The organism is Paenibacillus intestini, assembly GCF_030803945.1.
Lineage (GTDB): Bacteria > Bacillota > Bacilli > Paenibacillales > Paenibacillaceae > Paenibacillus > Paenibacillus polysaccharolyticus.
Window position 1 is genome coordinate 272,708 of sequence record NZ_JAURUN010000002.1, and the last position, 19,505, is coordinate 292,212.

Annotated in this window: 19 protein-coding genes; 1 reads left to right on the plus strand and 18 read right to left on the minus strand. The window is 46.3% G+C overall.

The genetic code is table 11. From position 1 onward, the window contains the following. Positions 1 to 39: 39 nt before the first annotated feature. Positions 40 to 1,137, minus strand: coding sequence for a CobW family GTP-binding protein (locus tag J2T16_RS06415; protein WP_499017983.1), 1,098 nt, complete (start codon positions 1,135 to 1,137; stop codon positions 40 to 42). Positions 1,138 to 1,306: 169 nt separating this feature from the next. Here J2T16_RS06415 and J2T16_RS06420 point away from each other — a divergent pair, with 169 nt between their 5' ends. Then, complete coding sequence (locus J2T16_RS06420) at positions 1,307 to 1,825, plus strand: MogA/MoaB family molybdenum cofactor biosynthesis protein (RefSeq protein ID WP_418792741.1); 519 nt, start codon at positions 1,307 to 1,309, stop codon at positions 1,823 to 1,825. A gap of 46 nt (positions 1,826 to 1,871) precedes the next feature. Here the strand turns inward: J2T16_RS06420 and J2T16_RS06425 are convergent, their stop codons facing one another. The 17 genes from J2T16_RS06425 to J2T16_RS06505 form a co-directional block, all read right to left on the minus strand. Then, positions 1,872 to 2,432, minus strand: coding sequence for a hypothetical protein (locus tag J2T16_RS06425; RefSeq protein ID WP_336122393.1), 561 nt, complete (start codon positions 2,430 to 2,432; stop codon positions 1,872 to 1,874). A gap of 95 nt (positions 2,433 to 2,527) precedes the next feature. Then, entirely contained in the window at positions 2,528 to 3,535 is a 1,008-nt protein-coding gene (locus J2T16_RS06430) for an oxidoreductase (RefSeq protein WP_336122392.1), read from the minus strand. A gap of 13 nt (positions 3,536 to 3,548) precedes the next feature. Beyond that, complete coding sequence (locus tag J2T16_RS06435; RefSeq protein ID WP_336122391.1) at positions 3,549 to 4,193, minus strand: hypothetical protein; 645 nt, start codon at positions 4,191 to 4,193, stop codon at positions 3,549 to 3,551. Between the two features lie 399 nt (positions 4,194 to 4,592). After that, positions 4,593 to 6,047, minus strand: coding sequence for a nicotinate phosphoribosyltransferase (locus J2T16_RS06440; protein WP_090921098.1), 1,455 nt, complete (start codon positions 6,045 to 6,047; stop codon positions 4,593 to 4,595). A 92-nt stretch (positions 6,048 to 6,139) separates the two neighbouring features. Next, complete coding sequence (locus J2T16_RS06445) at positions 6,140 to 6,697, minus strand: cysteine hydrolase family protein (RefSeq protein WP_336122390.1); 558 nt, start codon at positions 6,695 to 6,697, stop codon at positions 6,140 to 6,142. A 48-nt stretch (positions 6,698 to 6,745) separates the two neighbouring features. Next, positions 6,746 to 7,555 (minus strand): NUDIX hydrolase, encoded by an 810-nt coding sequence (locus J2T16_RS06450; protein ID WP_090921102.1) that lies wholly within the window; start codon positions 7,553 to 7,555, stop codon positions 6,746 to 6,748. A gap of 84 nt (positions 7,556 to 7,639) precedes the next feature. Continuing rightward, positions 7,640 to 8,044 (minus strand): PaaI family thioesterase, encoded by a 405-nt coding sequence (locus J2T16_RS06455; RefSeq protein ID WP_090921104.1) that lies wholly within the window; start codon positions 8,042 to 8,044, stop codon positions 7,640 to 7,642. Between the two features lie 131 nt (positions 8,045 to 8,175). Then, positions 8,176 to 8,589 (minus strand): YlbF/YmcA family competence regulator, encoded by a 414-nt coding sequence (locus J2T16_RS06460; protein WP_090921137.1) that lies wholly within the window; start codon positions 8,587 to 8,589, stop codon positions 8,176 to 8,178. 463 nt (positions 8,590 to 9,052) lie between these two features. Then, complete coding sequence (gene miaB, locus J2T16_RS06465; RefSeq protein WP_499017984.1) at positions 9,053 to 10,609, minus strand: tRNA (N6-isopentenyl adenosine(37)-C2)-methylthiotransferase MiaB; 1,557 nt, start codon at positions 10,607 to 10,609, stop codon at positions 9,053 to 9,055. A gap of 307 nt (positions 10,610 to 10,916) precedes the next feature. Then, positions 10,917 to 11,489, minus strand: a complete 573-nt coding sequence (pduL, locus tag J2T16_RS06470) for a phosphate propanoyltransferase (protein WP_499017985.1) — start codon at positions 11,487 to 11,489, stop codon at positions 10,917 to 10,919. Between the two features lie 176 nt (positions 11,490 to 11,665). After that, positions 11,666 to 12,670 carry a dipeptidase gene (locus J2T16_RS06475; RefSeq protein ID WP_336122388.1) on the minus strand — a complete coding sequence of 335 codons (1,005 nt, stop codon included), beginning with the start codon at positions 12,668 to 12,670 and terminating at the stop codon, positions 11,666 to 11,668. Between the two features lie 119 nt (positions 12,671 to 12,789). Then, positions 12,790 to 13,050, minus strand: coding sequence for a stage V sporulation protein S (locus J2T16_RS06480; RefSeq protein ID WP_007430104.1), 261 nt, complete (start codon positions 13,048 to 13,050; stop codon positions 12,790 to 12,792). Between the two features lie 117 nt (positions 13,051 to 13,167). Next, positions 13,168 to 13,962 carry a TIGR00282 family metallophosphoesterase gene (locus J2T16_RS06485; RefSeq protein WP_499017986.1) on the minus strand — a complete coding sequence of 265 codons (795 nt, stop codon included), beginning with the start codon at positions 13,960 to 13,962 and terminating at the stop codon, positions 13,168 to 13,170. Between the two features lie 80 nt (positions 13,963 to 14,042). Further along, positions 14,043 to 15,584: a ribonuclease Y gene (gene rny, locus J2T16_RS06490; protein WP_090923808.1), complete on the minus strand. Its 1,542-nt coding sequence runs from the start codon at positions 15,582 to 15,584 to the stop codon at positions 14,043 to 14,045. A 311-nt stretch (positions 15,585 to 15,895) separates the two neighbouring features. After that, positions 15,896 to 16,666, minus strand: a complete 771-nt coding sequence (locus tag J2T16_RS06495) for a regulatory protein RecX (RefSeq protein WP_418792740.1) — start codon at positions 16,664 to 16,666, stop codon at positions 15,896 to 15,898. 185 nt (positions 16,667 to 16,851) lie between these two features. Next, on the minus strand, positions 16,852 to 17,916 hold the full coding sequence (gene recA / locus J2T16_RS06500; protein WP_336122386.1) for a recombinase RecA: 1,065 nt from the start codon (positions 17,914 to 17,916) through the stop codon (positions 16,852 to 16,854). 240 nt (positions 17,917 to 18,156) lie between these two features. Next, the gene (locus J2T16_RS06505) at positions 18,157 to 19,413 is read right to left on the minus strand and encodes a competence/damage-inducible protein A (protein ID WP_154983872.1); all 1,257 of its coding nucleotides are present in this window, start codon (positions 19,411 to 19,413) and stop codon (positions 18,157 to 18,159) included. Positions 19,414 to 19,505: the final 92 nt, after the last annotated feature.

Sequence of the window (19,505 nt, forward strand, 5' to 3'; positions counted from 1 at the left end):
TTCTTAATACCCACCAGGGAGGAACTTTGAACCATTATCCTAGTCTTGTTTTACCGCTTCCAATTCCAGTAATTGTTCACGGATGGCAGTTTGATCAAAATGCTCCCCGATAAACACAGCTACATTCGGCACATCTCCTTGAGGTGTGATCTTCATGTAATCTGATTCACGATAGGCATACTGAAACCAGAAGCGGCTTGCGGTATCGCTAAACGAAAGGATTCCCTTTGCCCGATATACGTCACGCGGCAAGCTAGCCACAAATCGTTCGAATGCTTCGCTATTCACAGGTTGACTGAAATAATGTGTGTATACCATAACATGTTCATGTGATGTATGTGGCTTGACAGAATGCTCGCCATGGTCGCTTGAATGGTTGCTGTCACGTTGATCCGTGTGATCATGTCCATGATTGCATCCATGAGTACGGCAAGCATCTGTATGCACATGAGTCTCTGCTGCATTTTTCGCTGCATCGCCTGCTATATTGGATTGATGAATGTGAACGTCGGCACCACTATGAAGCAATTGCTCCATAGACACTTCACATTTGACCGTTGGAATCACGGGGGCAAAGCCATTCCATTTATTCAAAAGCTCTTCCAAGTCCTGCAGTTGCTGCTCTTGAACCCGGTCGGTTTTATTCAAAAGTAACACCGAAGCACAACGAATTTGTTCTTGCATTAATTTGAAGGTTTTTCCCTTTTGCTCCTGATACAGGCCTGACAGATGAGCTGCATCCACTACGGTGATCAAACTTTTCAGCTCCAAACGCATATAAAGAGATGTTTCCGTCACCGCATCCAAAATTTCCATCGGATTCGCTGCACCCGTTGCCTCGATTACGATAACATCGGGTGACTCTTCTTGAACGAGGTCCGCCAGCTGCAGCCCGAGATCTCCTCGTACAGTACAGCAGATGCATCCGCCCAACATTTCCGTCATGGGCACTTCCTCATCTACGATCTGACCATCCAGATTCACTTCACCCAGTTCATTCATCACCACGGCTGGGCGCAGTTGTTGCTGTTTCCAGTGTTCTATGAGCTTTACAAGCAATGTCGTTTTACCACTGCCCAAAAAACCGGACAAAATATATACAGGAATACTTGGTTTTTTTTCATTGATGATACTCATCATTACACACCTCTCTGCCCATCTCTATCCTTAGTCTGACTCTATTAAGCGAGTGTACACTATCCTCCAATTGTTGTGCAATACGCCTGTTCTGTTGAAGAAAACTTCATTGCCTGATTAACATGAATAGTCTATGCTATGAGGACATGTTTATTTGAGGAGGATTTCAATGACCAATTCAGTTGAACAGCACCGTCAGGAAGCTCCACAAACGGTGGCCTGTATGGTTGTTACCGTTTCGGACACACGTACCAAAGAAACCGATGCGAGCGGTCAACTTATGCATGAGTTGTTGCACCAAGCTGGCTATCAGGTTGTGGAGTATATCATTACACCTGACGAGACAGAACGGATTCAGACGATTCTGCAAGACGCTGTTGTACGGGATGATATCGAAGCCGTACTGTTAAGCGGAGGTACCGGTATTGCTCCAAGGGATACTACATACGAGGCTGTATCTTCTCTTCTGGACAAAGAACTGCCCGGTTTTGGTGAAATCTTCCGTTACTTAAGTTATACCGAAGATATTGGTTCAGCAGCTATTCTCAGTCGGGCTGTTGCCGGAACTATCGGACGTACAGCTGTATTTTCAATGCCAGGCTCTCGCGGGGCCGTCAAACTTGCCATGGAACGCATTATTTTGCCTGAACTGCGCCATGTCATGCGCGAAATATATAAACCCGTCTGAATCATCAGACGGGTTTGTTTTTTCCACTTGGACAGTTTGTAAGTCACTACTCTTTTATTTGTTGCAGCACATCTTCAAATACTTGTAGGACGTCCTGTGCATACACATCCTTCTCTCCGCCGGAAGCCGTATAAACCAACGATACATGCCCTTTGCTACGAATCATTGTTCTGCCCATTACATTCTCCAGAACGGCATTTTCTTTAGGTTCCCCATACATTTCTTCCATTCTTGCTGCACGGATTTTCGCATCACGATAAATGTGTACTTTCACGATATGTCTTGCGCTACCATTCAATAAATACATATATGACATGCCACCATCAGCATCATCCTCGAACATATTGTTCATCAGCTTAATATGTTTGGCAGCAAAACCGGTTGTCATTTCTCTTGCTAACGTACCGTTTAAGCCGTGACCTTGTTGCTTGGCTCTGAAATTCCCTTCCGTTGTTGCTTCCCCTGTATAGAGCTTCCGTTCCTGCTCAATAGATGAAGATGTGCAAGCTGCGAGAGATATTAGGCTAAGGATTACCAAGCCACTTAACATCAAAAATCGTTTTACATTCCGCCCCATCAGGTTCGGATTTTTCTCCTTTAACAGCATGTCTATCCTTCCTTTCCATGAGTCACGGTACCTGTGACTCTCTCAGGTAGGATTAGCATGTCTAGGAGATACACATTTTATTCCAAGTAAGCACATTATTCAGAGGAGACACGTACAACGGTACGCCCAACTGCACCGCCCAGTAATATGTTCTCTAATGTATGCGGCAACTGATCTAGCGTAATCTCCTGAACCCCAAGCGCAAGTGCACGGTCTGGCTTCCATTCACCGCCCAGCTTGTTCCAGATACGTTCTCGACGTTCCATGGGACAATACACTGAATCAATACCAATCAACTGGATGCCACGCAAAATAAATGGAAAAACAGTTGATTCAAATCCGTTGCCCCCAGTCAACCCGGATACAGCAACAGCTCCACCATACTGTACCTGTTTCAATCGCTCCGCCAGTGCTGGCCCCGCAGTTGGATCAACGATGCCCGCCCATTGCTGTTTGCCCATGGCTCCCTTGATTGGGGCATCCGCTTCTTCACGTGAAATGACTTCGGAAGCCCCCAAATTGCGAAGCAGTTCCTCTTCTTGCTGCTTTTTACCTGTGCTTGCCGTCACTTCAAAACCAAGCTTCGCAAGGATAGCTATCGCCATACTGCCAACGCCCCCCGTAGCGCCGGTAACTAGTATTTTCCCTATTTCCGGCGTTACCCCCGCTTGTAACAAGGCGTCTACCGAGAGTCCAGCAGTAAACCCTGCCGTTCCAATAGCCATCGCTTCTTTTTCACTCAGCCCTTGCGGGAGAGGCACTAACCACTCACTACGAAGACGAGCATATTCACTATATCCCCCGTAATGGGAGACCCCGGGTTCAAATCCCGTACTAATGACCCGATCCCCAGGTGCAAAACGTCCACTCACAGATTCATCTACCGTCCCGGCCATATCGATTCCAGGTACCATGGGATAATTCCGTATGACACCTCCTTTTTCAAGAGATGCTAATCCGTCCTTATAATTCACACTGGAATAGTGTACCTGTACGGTCACATCCCCGTTAGGAAGGTCTTCTTTTTTCAACTGCTCAAGTTTGGCTGTAACCCCTTTCTGATCATCCTTACGTATCACATAAGCCTGAAATTGTTCTTTCATCGGTCTCATCTCCTTATTTTCGTTCCAAGAGCAGATATAATAATGGTCCTGCAAGCGGCAGTAATCCTGCCCACGCCCAGTTTGTTGTTCGTCCGTTCACTCTGGCATCGCGACAGATAGCATACGTAGACAGTAACGTCAGTACTATGAAATCAATCGTCATGATATGTACAAACGAGGATTGATAAAATGCGTCCACGAAGCGTTCGGAATTGCCTTCGATCAACGCATAAAGTGCCGACCCTAGTGTAAGCAACAACAGAATCAGATGGGTCAGCTTATGCGAGGCCACTCGCGAGACACCTCGTTTCGACTGTTTAACAGATGACTCCGGATCATGTACGTCTGTTGGGAAAGGTGAAATCAACGCAAAATAGGGCAATAATGCAAATGCTCCAAGCCCAAAAGAAAACAAGACAAACGGCCATGCTGGCATCCGCTGCCTCTTCGATGCTGTCATTGATTTTCGAAGTAGAATACATGCATACACAGCCGGAAAAATGCCCAACCATGAGAACACCGTCAGTAGCCATGGCTCCCTGCTCTGCAATGTGAGTAATTCTTTGAATATCGGATCATTCGCGGGGGAGTTCCCCGGCGCCATAAACAGTGCATAAGCTATAAATGCAACCCATAGTAGTCCAAACATATATCTCATCAGCCAGCCCTCCTCTACCTTTCATCCCCTGCTGACATCGGTTTGAAACAGTCTTGGTTTTCATTCCTGGTCAACTGTTCTCCTAAGGCATCCCCCTCCTGACGAAGTAACTTTCGAAATGTGGCGGCATTTGGCGTTTCCTGCGCTTTCCCGAGAAATAATGATATGATCTTACTTGGGATAAACCTTGGAATAGGTGATGCAATGCATGAGATGGCTATACCAAAGTCGCTTCACAATTATTGCTTATTCAGAGAGTGTATATCTTCCTCCGGCATTCTTCTATGAAACTTCACACCTGTTAATTAAAATTACCATCGTTTCATCATATCAAAAAGGCATAAGCCAGTAATACCTACCGGTTATGCCTTCCTGATTCTCACATACAGCTATGAAACATTACTCTTCCGTTGATTTCACATGCTCAGCAATCAACTTTTGCTTCATATTCCATGCGGCCGGGCTGATGTTCACGCGGTAAATCTCCGGGTTCAGCTTCCGTTGGTACTCCGGCCAGAAAAGGTTCAACTGCTCCTTATGATACGCGCGTATTTCATCGAGCGTAGGCAGGTCATACACTTTACGTCCATTCACAAAAATCGGCTCCAGCATGTTAACTGCTTCATAACGGGTCACCGTTTTTTTCAGATAAGGATGTAGCGGGTTGAACAGCTTGAGCGGTCCTCCCTGAAGCGGCTGCTCCTCATCTGGATAGCAGATATAATCCGCAATAGCTTTGCCATGCTTCGGATCAATGATGCGGAAGACTTCTTTTTTACCCGGTGTAGACACCTTCTCGGGATTGGCCGATATTTTAAGCGTTGGCAACATTTCGCCGTTAACCTCACGCTCTACCAGCTTGTAGACTCCACCCAAAGAAGGCTGATCTGATGCTGTAATCAACTGTGTGCCGACACCCCATGTGTCGATCCGTGCACCTTGAGCTTTCAAGTTAAAGATCGTATTTTCATCGAGATCATTCGAAGCTACGATTTTCACATAGTCCAGTCCGGCTTCATCCAACATCTGACGGGCCTGAATCGAAAGATAGGCAAGGTCGCCGCTATCCAGACGAATAGCATTCATCTTTTTGCCTTGACTCTCCAGCCACTTGGCTGTTTTGATCGCATGAGGCACGCCGCTATTCAGCGTATCAAACGTATCCACGAGAAGCGTCACCTGATCCGGTAGCACTCTTGCATACGCATCAAATGCCTCCTGTTCCGTCATAAAGCTCTGCACCCAGGAATGTGCGTGTGTGCCTGCTGTCGGAATGCCAAACTGTTCACCAGCCAGCATATTGGATGTCGCATGGAAACCGGCTACATATGAAGCACGAGCCCCCCAAATTGCGGCATCTGCTTCTTGTGCACGGCGTGTTCCGAACTCAAGCAATGTATCTTGCTGTGCCACCTGCTTAATACGAGATGCTTTCGTTGCAATCAGTGTCTGATAATTCATGAAGTTAAGTATGGCCGTTTCCACCAACTGCGTTTCCAGAATACAGCCTTCAACCCGAATGAGCGGTTCGTCAGGAAAAACAATTGCACCCTCCTTCATGGAATGAATCGTTCCCTGGAAAGAGAACTGAAGCAATTCCTCCAAAAAGACCGGATCATAATTCTCTGGTTGTTTGGATAAAAACTTGATATCTTCCATGGTGAAACGTAGCTGGCTAATATAATTCACAATGCGCTCCAATCCGGCAAATACGGCATAACCGTTGCCAAAAGGAAGCTTACGGAAGTAGGCTTCAAATACCGCCTTCCGTTTGTGTGTACCATTCACCCAGTGCGCATACATCATGTTGATCTGATATTTATCCGTATGTAAAGCCAGGCTTGTTGTCTGCATTTGTCTCATCCTCTCTGACTTCCGCTCGTTTCTCAGATCATTCCTGAAAATACGAGCTTAAAGCTGATTACACCGCAATGTTCGGTGGCGAATCAGTCCAAAATCGTTTCACTTGCCTTAACCACCTGTGCCCCCATACTGGAACGAAAGTGCCCAAGTGCCCATTCATGCCCTGCAGGGTTAAAACTGGCTACAGCGTCCTCATAGATCGTAATATGGAATCCTTTGTTATAGGCATCCACAGCGGTATGTAATACACATATATCTGTACATACCCCGATTAACGCAATATCCGTTATGCCTCGTTCGCGCAGCTTCAGCTCCAGGTCTGTTCCGCAGAACGCGCTATATCTCGTTTTATCCATCCACCGAATTTCATTCGCATGCTTCTCCATTACTTCGGCAAGACGACCATATAGCTTTCTTCCCTCAGTATCACGGATGTTATGAGGCGGGAAAAGTACGGTTTCCGGATGATAAGGGTCATTTTTTTCATGTAAATCTACTGCCATAATCACTTCATCTTTATTATCGAGATACGCCTTGGTAATCGCCGCTACCGTTTCCTGAATCTCTACGGCCGGCTGCCCCACAGGCAATGCTCCCGTAACAAAATCTTGTGTAAAATCAATAACAATCAATGCTTTCATCGTCCACACTCCCTTGGTTTGAATATGGTTGAATGCATCACAAGCTTTTTACGTATAGATCGATAAACGCGGCACTAGTTCAGTGAATCGATACAGCTGTGCCGGACGCTGGGAGTACTGATTGGAGCTGACCAGATTGCCCTCATCGTCACGCACTTCCTCGACAATCCCTTTACGGCTGCGTGTAGATGTTATTTTACGAATAAAATTAGGCTCTTCGAAATCGGGTACAACACTCTGGATGACCTGATATAATTCACTTAACGTAAAATCACGCGGCAGAAACTGTCTCGCAATCGTTGTCTCCAGCATCTGTTGCTGAATTCGTCTGTATGCATCTTCGATGATCGTTCTGTGATCAAAGGCAAGTTCCAGTTCTTCCAGTGCCTCCTGGATCGTAAACAACCCTACATCTTCCGCATCATCTGCTGCCTGCCTGTGTTCAAGCATCCATTCCTCTACAAGTGCAAAGAAGGCATGAGAGATAATCCAACCTCTGGGATCACGTCCGGGCTGACTATAGACGTTTAGATATTCGAGATGTCCGCCGTCTACACCGGTCTCCTCCATCAGTTCGCGCTTCGCCGCACCGTAAATGGACTCATTTTCTTGGCAAAATCCACCAGGCAATGCCCATCTTCCGGCAAAAGGCCAGCCCTTGCGTTTAATTAACATAACCTTCAACTCCCGAATCGGGAGGGTTTTCGTTACCGTTTTGCGCTCCCGCTTCGTCAAGGTGAACATGACGATATCTGCAGGAACCCCGTCGGGGGTACGATATTTTTTGGAACTATAATTACGTGCTTCCAGTTCATCGTTTGCTGATTCAGTGTTAACGTGTTTGTTGTTTTCGCTCATGGGCACCACCGACTATATTCATTTTGATAATCTCATTATGACATAATAATAATTTTTGTCAACTGTGGATTCCAGTTTCCGTTATCAGGCTCTCGATTTCGCCACACGGAACGTCGCTGTAGCCATACATCCCAGCGTTCCTGAGGAATCGCGAACCTCAGATTGGGTCGTGATGCTACGCCCAGCTTGATGCAACACGGTTGACGTTACAATTAATTCGCCCTGACTCATCGGCGCCAGAAAATGTACATTAAGGTTAGTCGTGACACAACTATCCACCTCCATGGCAGCTGTCGCGACCATACCCATCGCCTGATCCATCAATGAGGTCAACACACCACCATGAATTATGCCCATCGAGTTGGTATGATTCTCTCCTGCGGTCAGCGCAATTTGGACTTCTTGTTTGTTGCCCTTGATGTACCGGCACCCGAGAAATCCCCAGAATCGGCCATCGCCGTCTTCCACCATTTTGTCCAAAATACTCATGTTTCATTTCTCCTTCTATTCCATACGTTGTTTAACTCACTCTAGATGTCTTTTTTGTTGCTTCATTCGGAGTTCATTGCTCTCTATGATGTCAAAAAAGGCGCGGACTGCGTCCGCACCCTTCCGTTCATTTAACCGCAGCTGGTCGGAGGTGAATCCGTTCCAGCTTCGACATTGACTTTCTCGGATACTGTATCCCGAATCACCGAGATGACTAGTTGAAGCAGATAATTGATGTCACTTTGACTCTGCTGGAATTCGGTTACTAGCGGAATGCTGTCCAGTTCGTTTTGCAAGTCATCAATTTCCTGTTCAATTTTGCTGACCATGGCACTGTTGTTGAAGCTTTCGAAAGCAACGATTTCTTTTTGTTTTTTCTTAATCGTTGCGATCAATTGCTGAATGCGCTCATGATCTCGGATTTTGGCTTCTGCCTGTTGAAACTGTCTTACTTCTTCGCTCGTTCCGAGCATATCTGCCAGTTCTTTGGCCTTTCCCATAATGTCGTCGCGTATGATCAGATTGCGCGTATCGTAGGTTGGCATTCCGTAATGGTTGTACTGCACTTCTTCTTCCTGCGCCACTGTGATCGCTCCATTCGTATGAGATGATATAAGATGAGACTGTGGTTAAACATCAGTGTTTGTACTAAGGCTTGGGTGGCCGCTTCGGGTTCGGATCGTTCTTTCGATCGCTGTTATCTCCGGATTTTTTCGATCCCCTTCTCCAAGGGAAAAATCCGGAGATAAAGGCGAACACTTCGTTTCTTCAGAATCGATTCCTACCCCTCCGCTACCTCAAGCCAATGTCCAAATCTTATATTGAACCTGAAAATCTCATCTTGTTAGGTGAGTTTTTGTAAAAGTAAGGCTTGGGTGGCCGCTTCGGGTTCGGATCGTTCTTTCGATCGCTGTTATCTCCGGATTTTTTCGATCCCCTTCTCCAAGGGAAAAATCCGGCGATAAAGGCGAACGCTTCGCTTCTTCAGAATCGATTCCTACCCCTCCGCTACTGATTCGCAGCTATCGGCTCCGTAAGCAAGTTGCCGCGAATATAAAACGTCATCGGATCGGTAATTTCCACTTGTACAAAGGTACCAATCAGCTCCTTAGAGCCTTCAAAATGCACCAGCTTGTTACTGCGTGTTCGTCCAGCCAGAACAGTTGAATTACGTTTACTCTCGCCTTCGACAAGCACCTCAACAATCTTGCCACGTTGCTGCTCGTTGCTACGCTGGCTGTACTCATTTACCGTTTCGTTCAGGCGTTTCAGACGTTCTTTTTTCACTTCCATCGGCACATTATCTTCCATCACTGCTGCAGGTGTACCTTCGCGTGGAGAGTAGATGTACGTATAGGCAAAATCATAACCAACTTCACGAACCAGAGAAAGTGTATCCTCAAACTGCTCGTCCGTTTCACCAGGGAATCCAACAATGAAATCCGTTGTCAGAACGACGTCTGGAATGGCCGTTTTGATCTTCGCCGCCAGATTCAAATAGTGTTCCCGCGTATATTTACGACTCATCCGTTTGAGCACTTCCGTGCTGCCTGATTGCACCGGTAAGTGGATGTGCTCCACCAGATTACCACCTTTGGCAAGCACCTCGATCAAGTGATCATCAAAGTCACGCGGATGGCTCGTTGTAAAACGCACACGTGGAATATCTATTTTACGAATATCGTCCATCAAGTCACCAAAGGTGTATTTCAGATCCGTAAAATCCTTACCGTATGCATTCACATTCTGACCTAGCAATGTAATTTCCTTGAATCCCTGTCTAGCCAGTTCTCGTACTTCTGCAATAACGTCCTCTGGACGACGACTACGTTCTTTCCCCCGGGTAAACGGCACGATGCAATATGTACAGAACTTGTCGCAACCATACATAATGTTTACCCAGCCGCGCATGCCTTCCCTTTTCTTCGGCAGGTTCTCAATGATGTCGCCTTCCTTGGACCACACTTCCACAACCATCTCTTTGCTAAAGAGCGCTTCCTGAATCAGGTGCGGCAGACGGTGTACATTGTGGGTACCAAAGATCATGTCGACAAAACCATGCTTCTGCATGATCCGGTTAACAACACCTTCTTCTTGAGACATACACCCGCATACCCCAAGCAATAAACCTGGGTTTTCCAGCTTCAGTGTTTTCAGATGGCCCAGTTCACCAAATACTTTGTCTTCAGCATTTTCACGAATCGCACACGTGTTAAGCAAAATAATATCCGCTGCTTTGCGATCTTCCGTAGCTTGATACCCCATCGTCTCCAGCAAACCTTTGATCGTCTCGGAGTCGTGTTCATTCATCTGACATCCATAGGTGTATACGATATAATGCTTGCCCTTTCCGATCGTTTTCAACTCTTCGGGAACAGCCGTCTCATACAATACCTGAATGTCTTCCTTACCCCTTTGTTTCTCCTGGCGATGGTTCGGTTCCGCTTTGATATTAATCTCGCGTCCGCGAATTCTAATCTTTTTGCTGAATTCATCTTGCGAAATTACTTTGGCATCGGAGAAATCAAAATATTGGGAGTAATCCTTTTTTGAGTCTTTAGCCATTTCCTTCGGTCACTCCTTACAGCCTCTATTCATAAAAAGCGTTCTTTTCATCACAAAATTCAACCATTTGGTTCCTCATGCTTCAAAAGAGCATTACAGCAAATTATAACATGAATTGGGCTGTAGTTCCACAAGCAAACACGGTCCTGCTCACTCCATTCTACCGTCCTGATCTGCCTTGCACAAAAAAACCTGAGCACATTGACGCACAGTTCAAGATGAACCGCCTCTGCCAGTGTACTCAGGTCATTTTTACTTATATCCGGCCTCTACGTTGTACTTCAACGCTATAGACCGTGTGTAATCATTAGTCAATGATTTCAGCAGTGTCGCCATTGCGAGCGCCTGCTGCATTTGCTTCATCTGTATCGATGTGCATATCCAGTGCAAAGGAATCGGATACACGAGCCAGTACATTTTCAAGTACCAGACCACGACCCCCACCCAAGCGAACTTTCAACATTTGTTTGTCCTCAATGCCCCATTTTGCTGCATCGGACGTATGGAAGTGGATGTGACGAGCCGCAACGATAACACCTTTGTCAATCGTTACTTCGCCAGCTGGACCTTTGATTGTGATTCCAGGTGTACCTTCGATGCTACCAGATTCACGCACAGGTGCTTTTACACCGATCGCAAAAGAATCCGTCATGGAGATTTCCAATTGTGTTTCTGGACGAACAGGTCCGAGGATACGCACTTTATCAAACTGTCCTTTGGAACCAATGACCGCTACGGTTTCATTGGCAGCGTATTGTCCGGGCTGGGACAGAGGTTTAAATTCAGTCAGTTCATAACCTTTGCCGAACAAAATGTCAACGTGCTCTTGGGATACATGAATGTGACGGGCGGATACGCCCACAGGTACTGTTTTACTCATCGTAAATTCACTCCTTGTTTATCTATGGCCTGTAGACAGGCTCTTAACAATCCAAGTGGTATTATACTCCTTTTTACTGTGAAATGAAAACAAACTGATGAAAATTCATGAAATACACTTATTTTCGCTAATTCATTTCCATTTTGGGACACTTATTTTGAAAAAAGTGAGATTTATTACATCCTCTTTCTTTCACTTGCATGCACTAGTCCACCCTCTGGCAAGTGTTCCCCGAGATAACGTATTGCATTCCCCCATAACCAACCATGCACTAGTGCTTCGTCATAATGCTTCAACAGTATTTCTGTCAGCTTTGGATAACATCCAGCATGCTCCAAATCCTGAATTTTGGTTGAGATCCCGTCAAAATCTGATCCCATCATCAGATGATGAGCCCCGCCTAGCGAACAGATCTGTTCGATGTGTGGTAGCAAGTCCTCTATTCGCACTTCATCCGCTTCTTTGACAAACCAGGGTACAAACGTCAGGCCAACACGTCCATCTCTCGCAACTATGGCCTGAATCTGGTCATCCTTCAAGTTACGTATATGCGGACATACGTTATAGCTGTTAGAATGCGAGGCTATGAAAGGACGTTCGCTCAGATCGGCCAGTTCCCAGAACCCCTTTTCCGATAAATGAGACACATCCAAGAGCATCCCCATCTGATTACAGAGACGCACCAGTTCCTTGCCTTTCTCTGTCAGACCCGCCCCCCGCTTTTCCATAATGCCGTCCGCAGCCCAATTCGCATGATTCCATGTAAGACCAACGACGCGTACCCCCATCTGAAAACACAATTCCAGATAAAACAAGTTTCCTTCCAGCCCATCGACACCCTCCAATGTGATTAGGCCCCATGGAGCGGTTTCCACTTTCGTTCGCAAGTTTGCTACCTGTTCACGCCAAAGCAGTGTCTTGACCCCTCCAGAGCGCTGTGCGCTATGCTCTACCTTTTTGCGGTACAACTCCAGCTGTCCCATCACATGTTCAAACTTGCCTCTGCCCAGCACTTCGGGTAAATAAATCGCTAATGCCTGCAGCTGAACACCACCTTCTTGCATGCGTTCCAGATTGACATCCAGTTCGGAAGCCTTCTCAAAAGAAAGTTCAGGTTTCATCAGCAGTTTACTCAATGCATCACAATGAAAATCAGCGATACGCTGGCCTGTTCTCGACATAGCCCACCCTCCCCATAAAGTATAATTACCCATTTTCGCTCGATTCTTTTGTAAAATAACGCAAAAAAACCTGTCTACTTTATTCGTAAACAGGCTCATGCGTACGTTCAACTCATGTATTATCTGGGCTCCACAATCAGCTTAATGGCCGTTCGGTCCTCACCGTCAATCACAATGTCTGTAAAAGCTGGAATACAAATCAGGTCAACTCCGCTTGGTGCTACAAATCCCCGGGCAATCGCTACCGCTTTAATGGCTTGGTTCAGTGCTCCTGCTCCAATTGCCTGCAGTTCAGCATTTCCACGTTCACGAAGAACTCCTGCAAGAGCGCCGGCTACAGAGTTAGGATTGGACTTTGCTGAAACTTTTAATACATCCATGGTAAGTACCTCCCTGGGAATGTTGAAAGTTTGTTTCCACTTACTAGATGTTATTCGCGGGAGGAAAAAAAATTCCTTCTTTTTAGCAGGGTTTCCGGGCAAAATGGGACAATACCCTTATTCCATGCGCCACTCATCTTCCATTAAACGTATTTTCTCAATCCGCGTAGCCGCACCAGTTTCTTCGTCAATATCCACGATTACGCCATGAAAATGCCATTTGCCGTCATCTACGACAAATCTCACTGGAAGCTGGGTGTAAAATTTACGTAGCACCGCATCACGCTCCATGCCCAGAATGCCGTCACGCGGTCCTACCATACCCGCATCTGTCAAATATGCCGTACCTCCAGGCAAAATACGTTCGTCGTTGCTTTGCACATGGGTATGCGTACCTACAACGAAGGATGCGCGTCCATCGAGATGCCAGCCCATCGCAATCTTCTCCGACGTTGCTTCCGCGTGCATATCCACAAGAATACATTTATAGTCTCTCCGTAGCTCGTCCACAATCTCATCCGCTGCGCGAAACGGGCAATCAATCGCAGGCAAGAAGGTTCTGCCTTGCAGGTTCACGATCGCAAGTTCTTTCCCTTCCCCCTTAACTACGGTATACCCACGTCCAGGTGTACCTGGTGGAAAGTTGGCTGGTCTGATCATACGTGGTTCATCATCTATAAAATCAAAAATATCCTTATTGTCCCAAGTATGGTTGCCAAGCGTAATGCCATGCACGCCCCAGTTAAAAAATTCATTGGCAATTGGACCTGTAATGCCGCGTCCTGCTGCAGCATTCTCACCATTGACAATGATCACATGGGGTTTATATTTCGATTTCAGGTATGGTAAGTTCTCCTTAAGCGCTTTACGCCCTACGTTTCCTACAATGTCCCCAATAAACAAAACTTTCATGATTTATTGCCTCCTCAATTCCTGCATGGCTTATCAACAGGAAAAGTGGCCCACTGAAGCGGCCACTTTTCCAAAATACTCTATTTAGCGTATTCAACCGCCCGGGTTTCCCGGATCACGGTGACTTTGATATGACCTGGATAATCAAGTTCATTCTCGATCATCTTCGTGATGTCACGAGCGAGGCGGAAAGCTTCAGCATCATCGATCTTCTCAGGCTGCACCATGACGCGAACTTCGCGTCCAGCCTGGATGGCGTACGATTTCTCGACACCTTCGAAAGATTCCGAGATTTCTTCCAGCTTCTCTAGTCGTTTGATGTATGTCTCCAATGTTTCGCGGCGTGCACCTGGACGAGCTGCGGACAGCGCATCAGCTGCACCCACCAGCATCGCAATAACTGAAGTTGCTTCGCAGTCCCCGTGATGGGAAGCGATACTGTTGATAACCACTGGGTGTTCCTTGTATTTCTTCGCCAGCTCCACGCCAATTTCAACGTGTGATCCTTCCACTTCGTGATCCAGCGCTTTACCGATGTCATGCAACAAACCTGCACGTCTTGCCAAAGTTACGTCTTCTCCAAGTTCTCCAGCCATTAGTCCTGCCAAATAAGCAACTTCCATCGAATGTTTCAGGACGTTCTGACCGTAACTTGTGCGGAACTTCAGGCGGCCCAGAATTTTGATGAGATCTGGGTGCAGACCATGCACGCCCACTTCAAAGGTAGCTTGTTCACCGTATTCACGGATACGCTCATCCACTTCTTTACGTGATTTCTCCACCATTTCTTCAATACGTGCCGGGTGAATCCGTCCATCCGCCACCAGTTTTTCCAGTGCCGTCCGGGCAATCTCACGGCGAATCGGGTCAAAGCCCGACAGAATAACAGCTTCTGGCGTATCATCGATAATGAGGTCAATCCCGGTAAGGGTTTCAAGCGCACGGATGTTACGTCCTTCACGACCGATAATCCGGCCTTTCATTTCTTCATTAGGCAGCGTTACAACGGATACCGTTGTCTCCGCTACATGGTCAGCCGCACAACGTTGGATGGCGAGTGTAATGATCTCGCGGGACTTTTTGTCCGCTTCTTCCTTCGCTTGCTGTTCAATGTCCTTGATCATTTGAGCCGTCTCATGACGAACTTCCTGTTCTACGTTGGACAGTATGATACTGCGTGCGTCTTCCATCGTGAGATTGGAGATTCGTTCAAGCTCCGTCACCTGGTTTTTGTAGATCATTTCGATCTGTTGCTGTGTTTCATCGATACGTTTCTCTTTGTTAGCCACTTGCTCTTCTTTACGTTCGAGTGATTCCAATTTTTTATCCAGCGACTCTTCTTTTTGCAACAATCGTCTCTCTTGTCGTTGAATTTCGTTCCGACGTTCACGAGTGTCCTTTTCAGCTTCGGCGCGAATGCGATGAATCTCATCCTTCGCTTCCAGCACCGTTTCTTTCTTCAGTGCCTCTGCCTCTTTTTTCGCGTTCTCCACGATTTGTACGGCAGCTTGTTCCGCACTAGAGATTTTAGCCTCTGCAAGAGATTTGCGAATAAAATATCCGACTCCGAACCCAATAACGAGCGCGGCCACAACGAGAATGATCGTGATAGCAATATCCATACTGTTCACCTCCTCGTTGGTTCCTCCAAGGCACTCCTTGGGTCAACTTTTCTGTTTTCATGCCTTACATATGTTTGGGAATAACGAATACTCACGGCGATCCCCCGCCGATTTTCATTTCACATGTACATGATTACATGTACTATCCACTGTTTCCAGTGAACCCATAATCAGGAATGGACTAAATCTGAAGAAACCGAAACCGCTTTTTTGGAAGGAAAAAGGGTTGTCCATTTCTTACAGACTCATGTCCATTTTAGTATTTGACGAAAGAAATTGTCAAGAGAATGCAGTATTGTTAGTCTCCTCGTCTAGTCCCATAACAATGCTTCATCCTCTTTGGCATCTTCTGCCCCATCCTCTTCCATTAAACGATTCATGACTCGGCGCACCAGATCCATGCTAAAACCGCGTCGCATCAAGTACGGGAACGTTTTACGTTTCTTCTCCTGCACGTCTCCTCGAACTTGTTTCCACTTCTTACGGCCAGCTGTTAATGCCGTGTCGAATTCTGCATCTGCACTAACATCATCCAGTACCTCCGCAATAAGTTCATTTGTAATTCCTTTTTGACGCAATTCTTGCCTTATCCACAGTTTTCCCTTCCGCTGTCCCTCCATACGCTGTCTTGTCCATTCCTTGGCAAACAGGTCATCATCGACAAGCTTTTCTTGCTCCAGCCGATCGAGGACCTCTTCAATAATCGGTGCCGCGAACTCCTTTTGCTTTAACTTTTGCCGCAATTCATGACGTGTCCGCTGCTTAAACTCCAAAAAACGTAACGATTGCACGTACGTCCTCTGGCGTTCATCCGCAATAATGATTTCCTCCAGATCTTTCTTCATAAAAATGTTGCCACGTGTCATCCTGTACTTAATCATCACATCTTCCAGAACCGTAAGCGAATAGTGACCAAATGAAATCCGGTAGCGTGCTTCACGACTCTTCGTCCGCTCTACTCTGGTGATGATAAGTTCTTCATCGTCTGGAAATTGGGAGAACCCATTTAATTCTGCTGCTTCTTGCAATTCTTCGTCATCATCATGCACATTATATTCTTGCTCCTTTTGGCGATATTTCACTATGATCTTCACGCTCCCCTTTGTTTAGGTTACAGATGGCATAGATGCTAACAGCCCCTGTCCGGAATGGACAGAGGCTGTTAGCTGGCGAGAACCAATCCTATTTAGCTTCATAAGCATTAGCACCCGCTTATTACAGGTTTTAGGACGTCAGAATACAAAGTGCCTTCCCCTGTAGAGAAAGATTACTCATTAATTTCGAATAATTCCTGTTCTTCAGCCGCTTCTTTTTCTTGCTCTTCACTCGATGGAGCAGGAACAGCCGTTGTCAAATTGCTGGCTTCACGAATTTTCTGCTCAATCACATCAGCAATTTCTTTATGTTCTTTCATAAACTGCTTCGCGTTCTCACGGCCTTGCCCTAAACGTTCACCTTCATACGAATACCAAGCACCGCTTTTGTTGACGATATCCAGCTCTGTACCGATATCGATGATACTTCCCTCTTTGGAAATACCTTCACCATACATAATGTCAACTTCCGCTTGTTTGAACGGAGGTGCCACTTTATTTTTAACAACTTTAATACGGGTACGGTTACCTGTAATGTCATTTCCCGATTTGATACTCTCAATACGGCGTACATCTAGACGAACCGTGGAATAGAACTTTAATGCGCGGCCACCTGGTGTCGTTTCCGGGTTACCAAACATAACACCAACTTTTTCACGAAGCTGGTTGATGAAGATGGCAATCGTTTTAGATTTACTGATTGCACCGGACAATTTACGGAGTGCCTGAGACATCAAACGAGCCTGCAGACCAACGTGAGAATCTCCCATCTCTCCTTCAATCTCCGCTTTTGGTACAAGCGCTGCTACCGAGTCAATAACAATGATGTCTACTGCACCACTGCGTACAAGAGCCTCGGCGATTTCCAATCCTTGCTCACCTGTATCCGGTTGTGACAAGAGCAATTCATCAATGTTAACGCCCAGTTTGCTTGCATAATTCGGATCAAGCGCATGCTCAGCATCGATAAACGCAGCTTGTCCACCTACACGTTGGACTTCAGCAATGGCATGCAATGCCACAGTTGTTTTACCTGAAGATTCAGGTCCATATATTTCAACAATACGGCCTTTCGGCAAGCCGCCTGTTCCTAATGCAATATCCAAAGCCAAAGATCCGCTGGGAATGATTTCCACATTCATATGAGTTGACTCACCCAATTTCATGATGGAACCTTTACCAAATTGCTTCTCTATTTGACGGAGCGCCATATCAAGCGCGGCACGACGGTCTGACAATAAACTCACACCCTTTACTGTTTATAATATAATGATACCTTGTTTTAACTCGTTTGCCAAGCTTTTTTTCGAACATACATTCGTTTTTTTGTTCAGGCCGAGGCGCCTCTTCCTCATAGAAATCGATGAAAAAACAGAAAAAGAACCGTAAACAAGGCTGTAAAGCCACATTTTACGGTTCTTCCGTCTACAATCATTATACTTCCTCAATTATGCAAATGCAATCTGCCTGCGTAATCATCAATCAATAGCGACTAACTTTTGCCATAACCGATACAGAATGGCTTTTGCCGAGCGAATGCGAACCGTTTCCCGGTTACCGTTAATCCGGAGTTCATGAATCTCCGTATCCTTCCCACGCTCAGCCAAAGCGATAAACACGAGGCCTGGTGGTTTACGTTCCGAATATCCCGGACCGGCTACTCCGGTAATCGCCAATCCAAAATCAGCATCCCCGATCATACGGATCTGCTCTGCAAGCACTTTTGCCACCTCTGGGCTAACGGCACCTGGTGCATCTTCACCCTCCAGGTAACTGTGAGGCACATTTAACAGCTTTTCTTTGATCTCATTAGAGTAACATACAATGCCACCTTTTAACATCGAGGCACTTCCAGGCACCGAAGTTAAGCTCTGCATCACAAGCCCTCCTGTGCAGCTTTCAGCCGCGCTCAGAGTCAGCCCCATATCAGACATCATTGTAACAATCGTGTACTCTATAGGCACATCCTCGTTAGCGTAGAGATGTTCAGATAAACGCTCACGAATCTGCACTTCCATCGCATCCAGCTTTAGCTTGGCTTCTCCTTCGCTCGGAGCCTTGGTAGACACACGTACGGTTACTTCTCCCTCACTCGCGTAAGGAGCAATCGTAGGGTCTGTCTGTCCGTCAATCAAGTCAAGCAAACGGTCCTCCAGAGCAGATTCTCCAATGCCTGCGAATTTCAACATTCGTGAATAAATCGGCATTTCTTCTGTAAGAGCATGCTGAAGCAACCAAGGTTTGACTTCCTGCTCGAACATTGGGATCAATTCTTTAGGTGGCCCAGGCATAACAACATAATATTTATCGTTATCCGCAATCGCGTTTCCTGCAGCAAGTCCGGTTTCATTCGCCAGAGGGGTTCCACCCTCAAGCACAATGGCTTGGCGCCGATTATTTTCCGTCATTTCCACATTCCGATCGCGGAAGAAACCTTCAATTTTATCCATAGCCATACGGTCAATATGCAACTTCCGATTCAACACTGCAGCCAGTGCGTCTTTAGTCAAATCATCCTGCGTTGGACCGATGCCTCCAGAAAATAAAATAATATCTGCACGGCCCTGCGCGATGCGTATCGCTTCACTAAGCCGATTCTGATTATCTCCAACTACCGTTTGAAAATATACGTCAATCCCCATTGCAGCAAGTTCACGGGAAAGGTATCTGGCATTGGTATTTACGATCTGTCCCAGTAGTAACTCTGTCCCAACTGCAATAATCTCTGCCTTCATTTTGGCTTCCTCCTGTACATATGTGGAGTAGTCAAAGGGCAATAGGATGAGTTCCTATTGCCCTTTGACCCAATGAGTCTTTCATCATTACC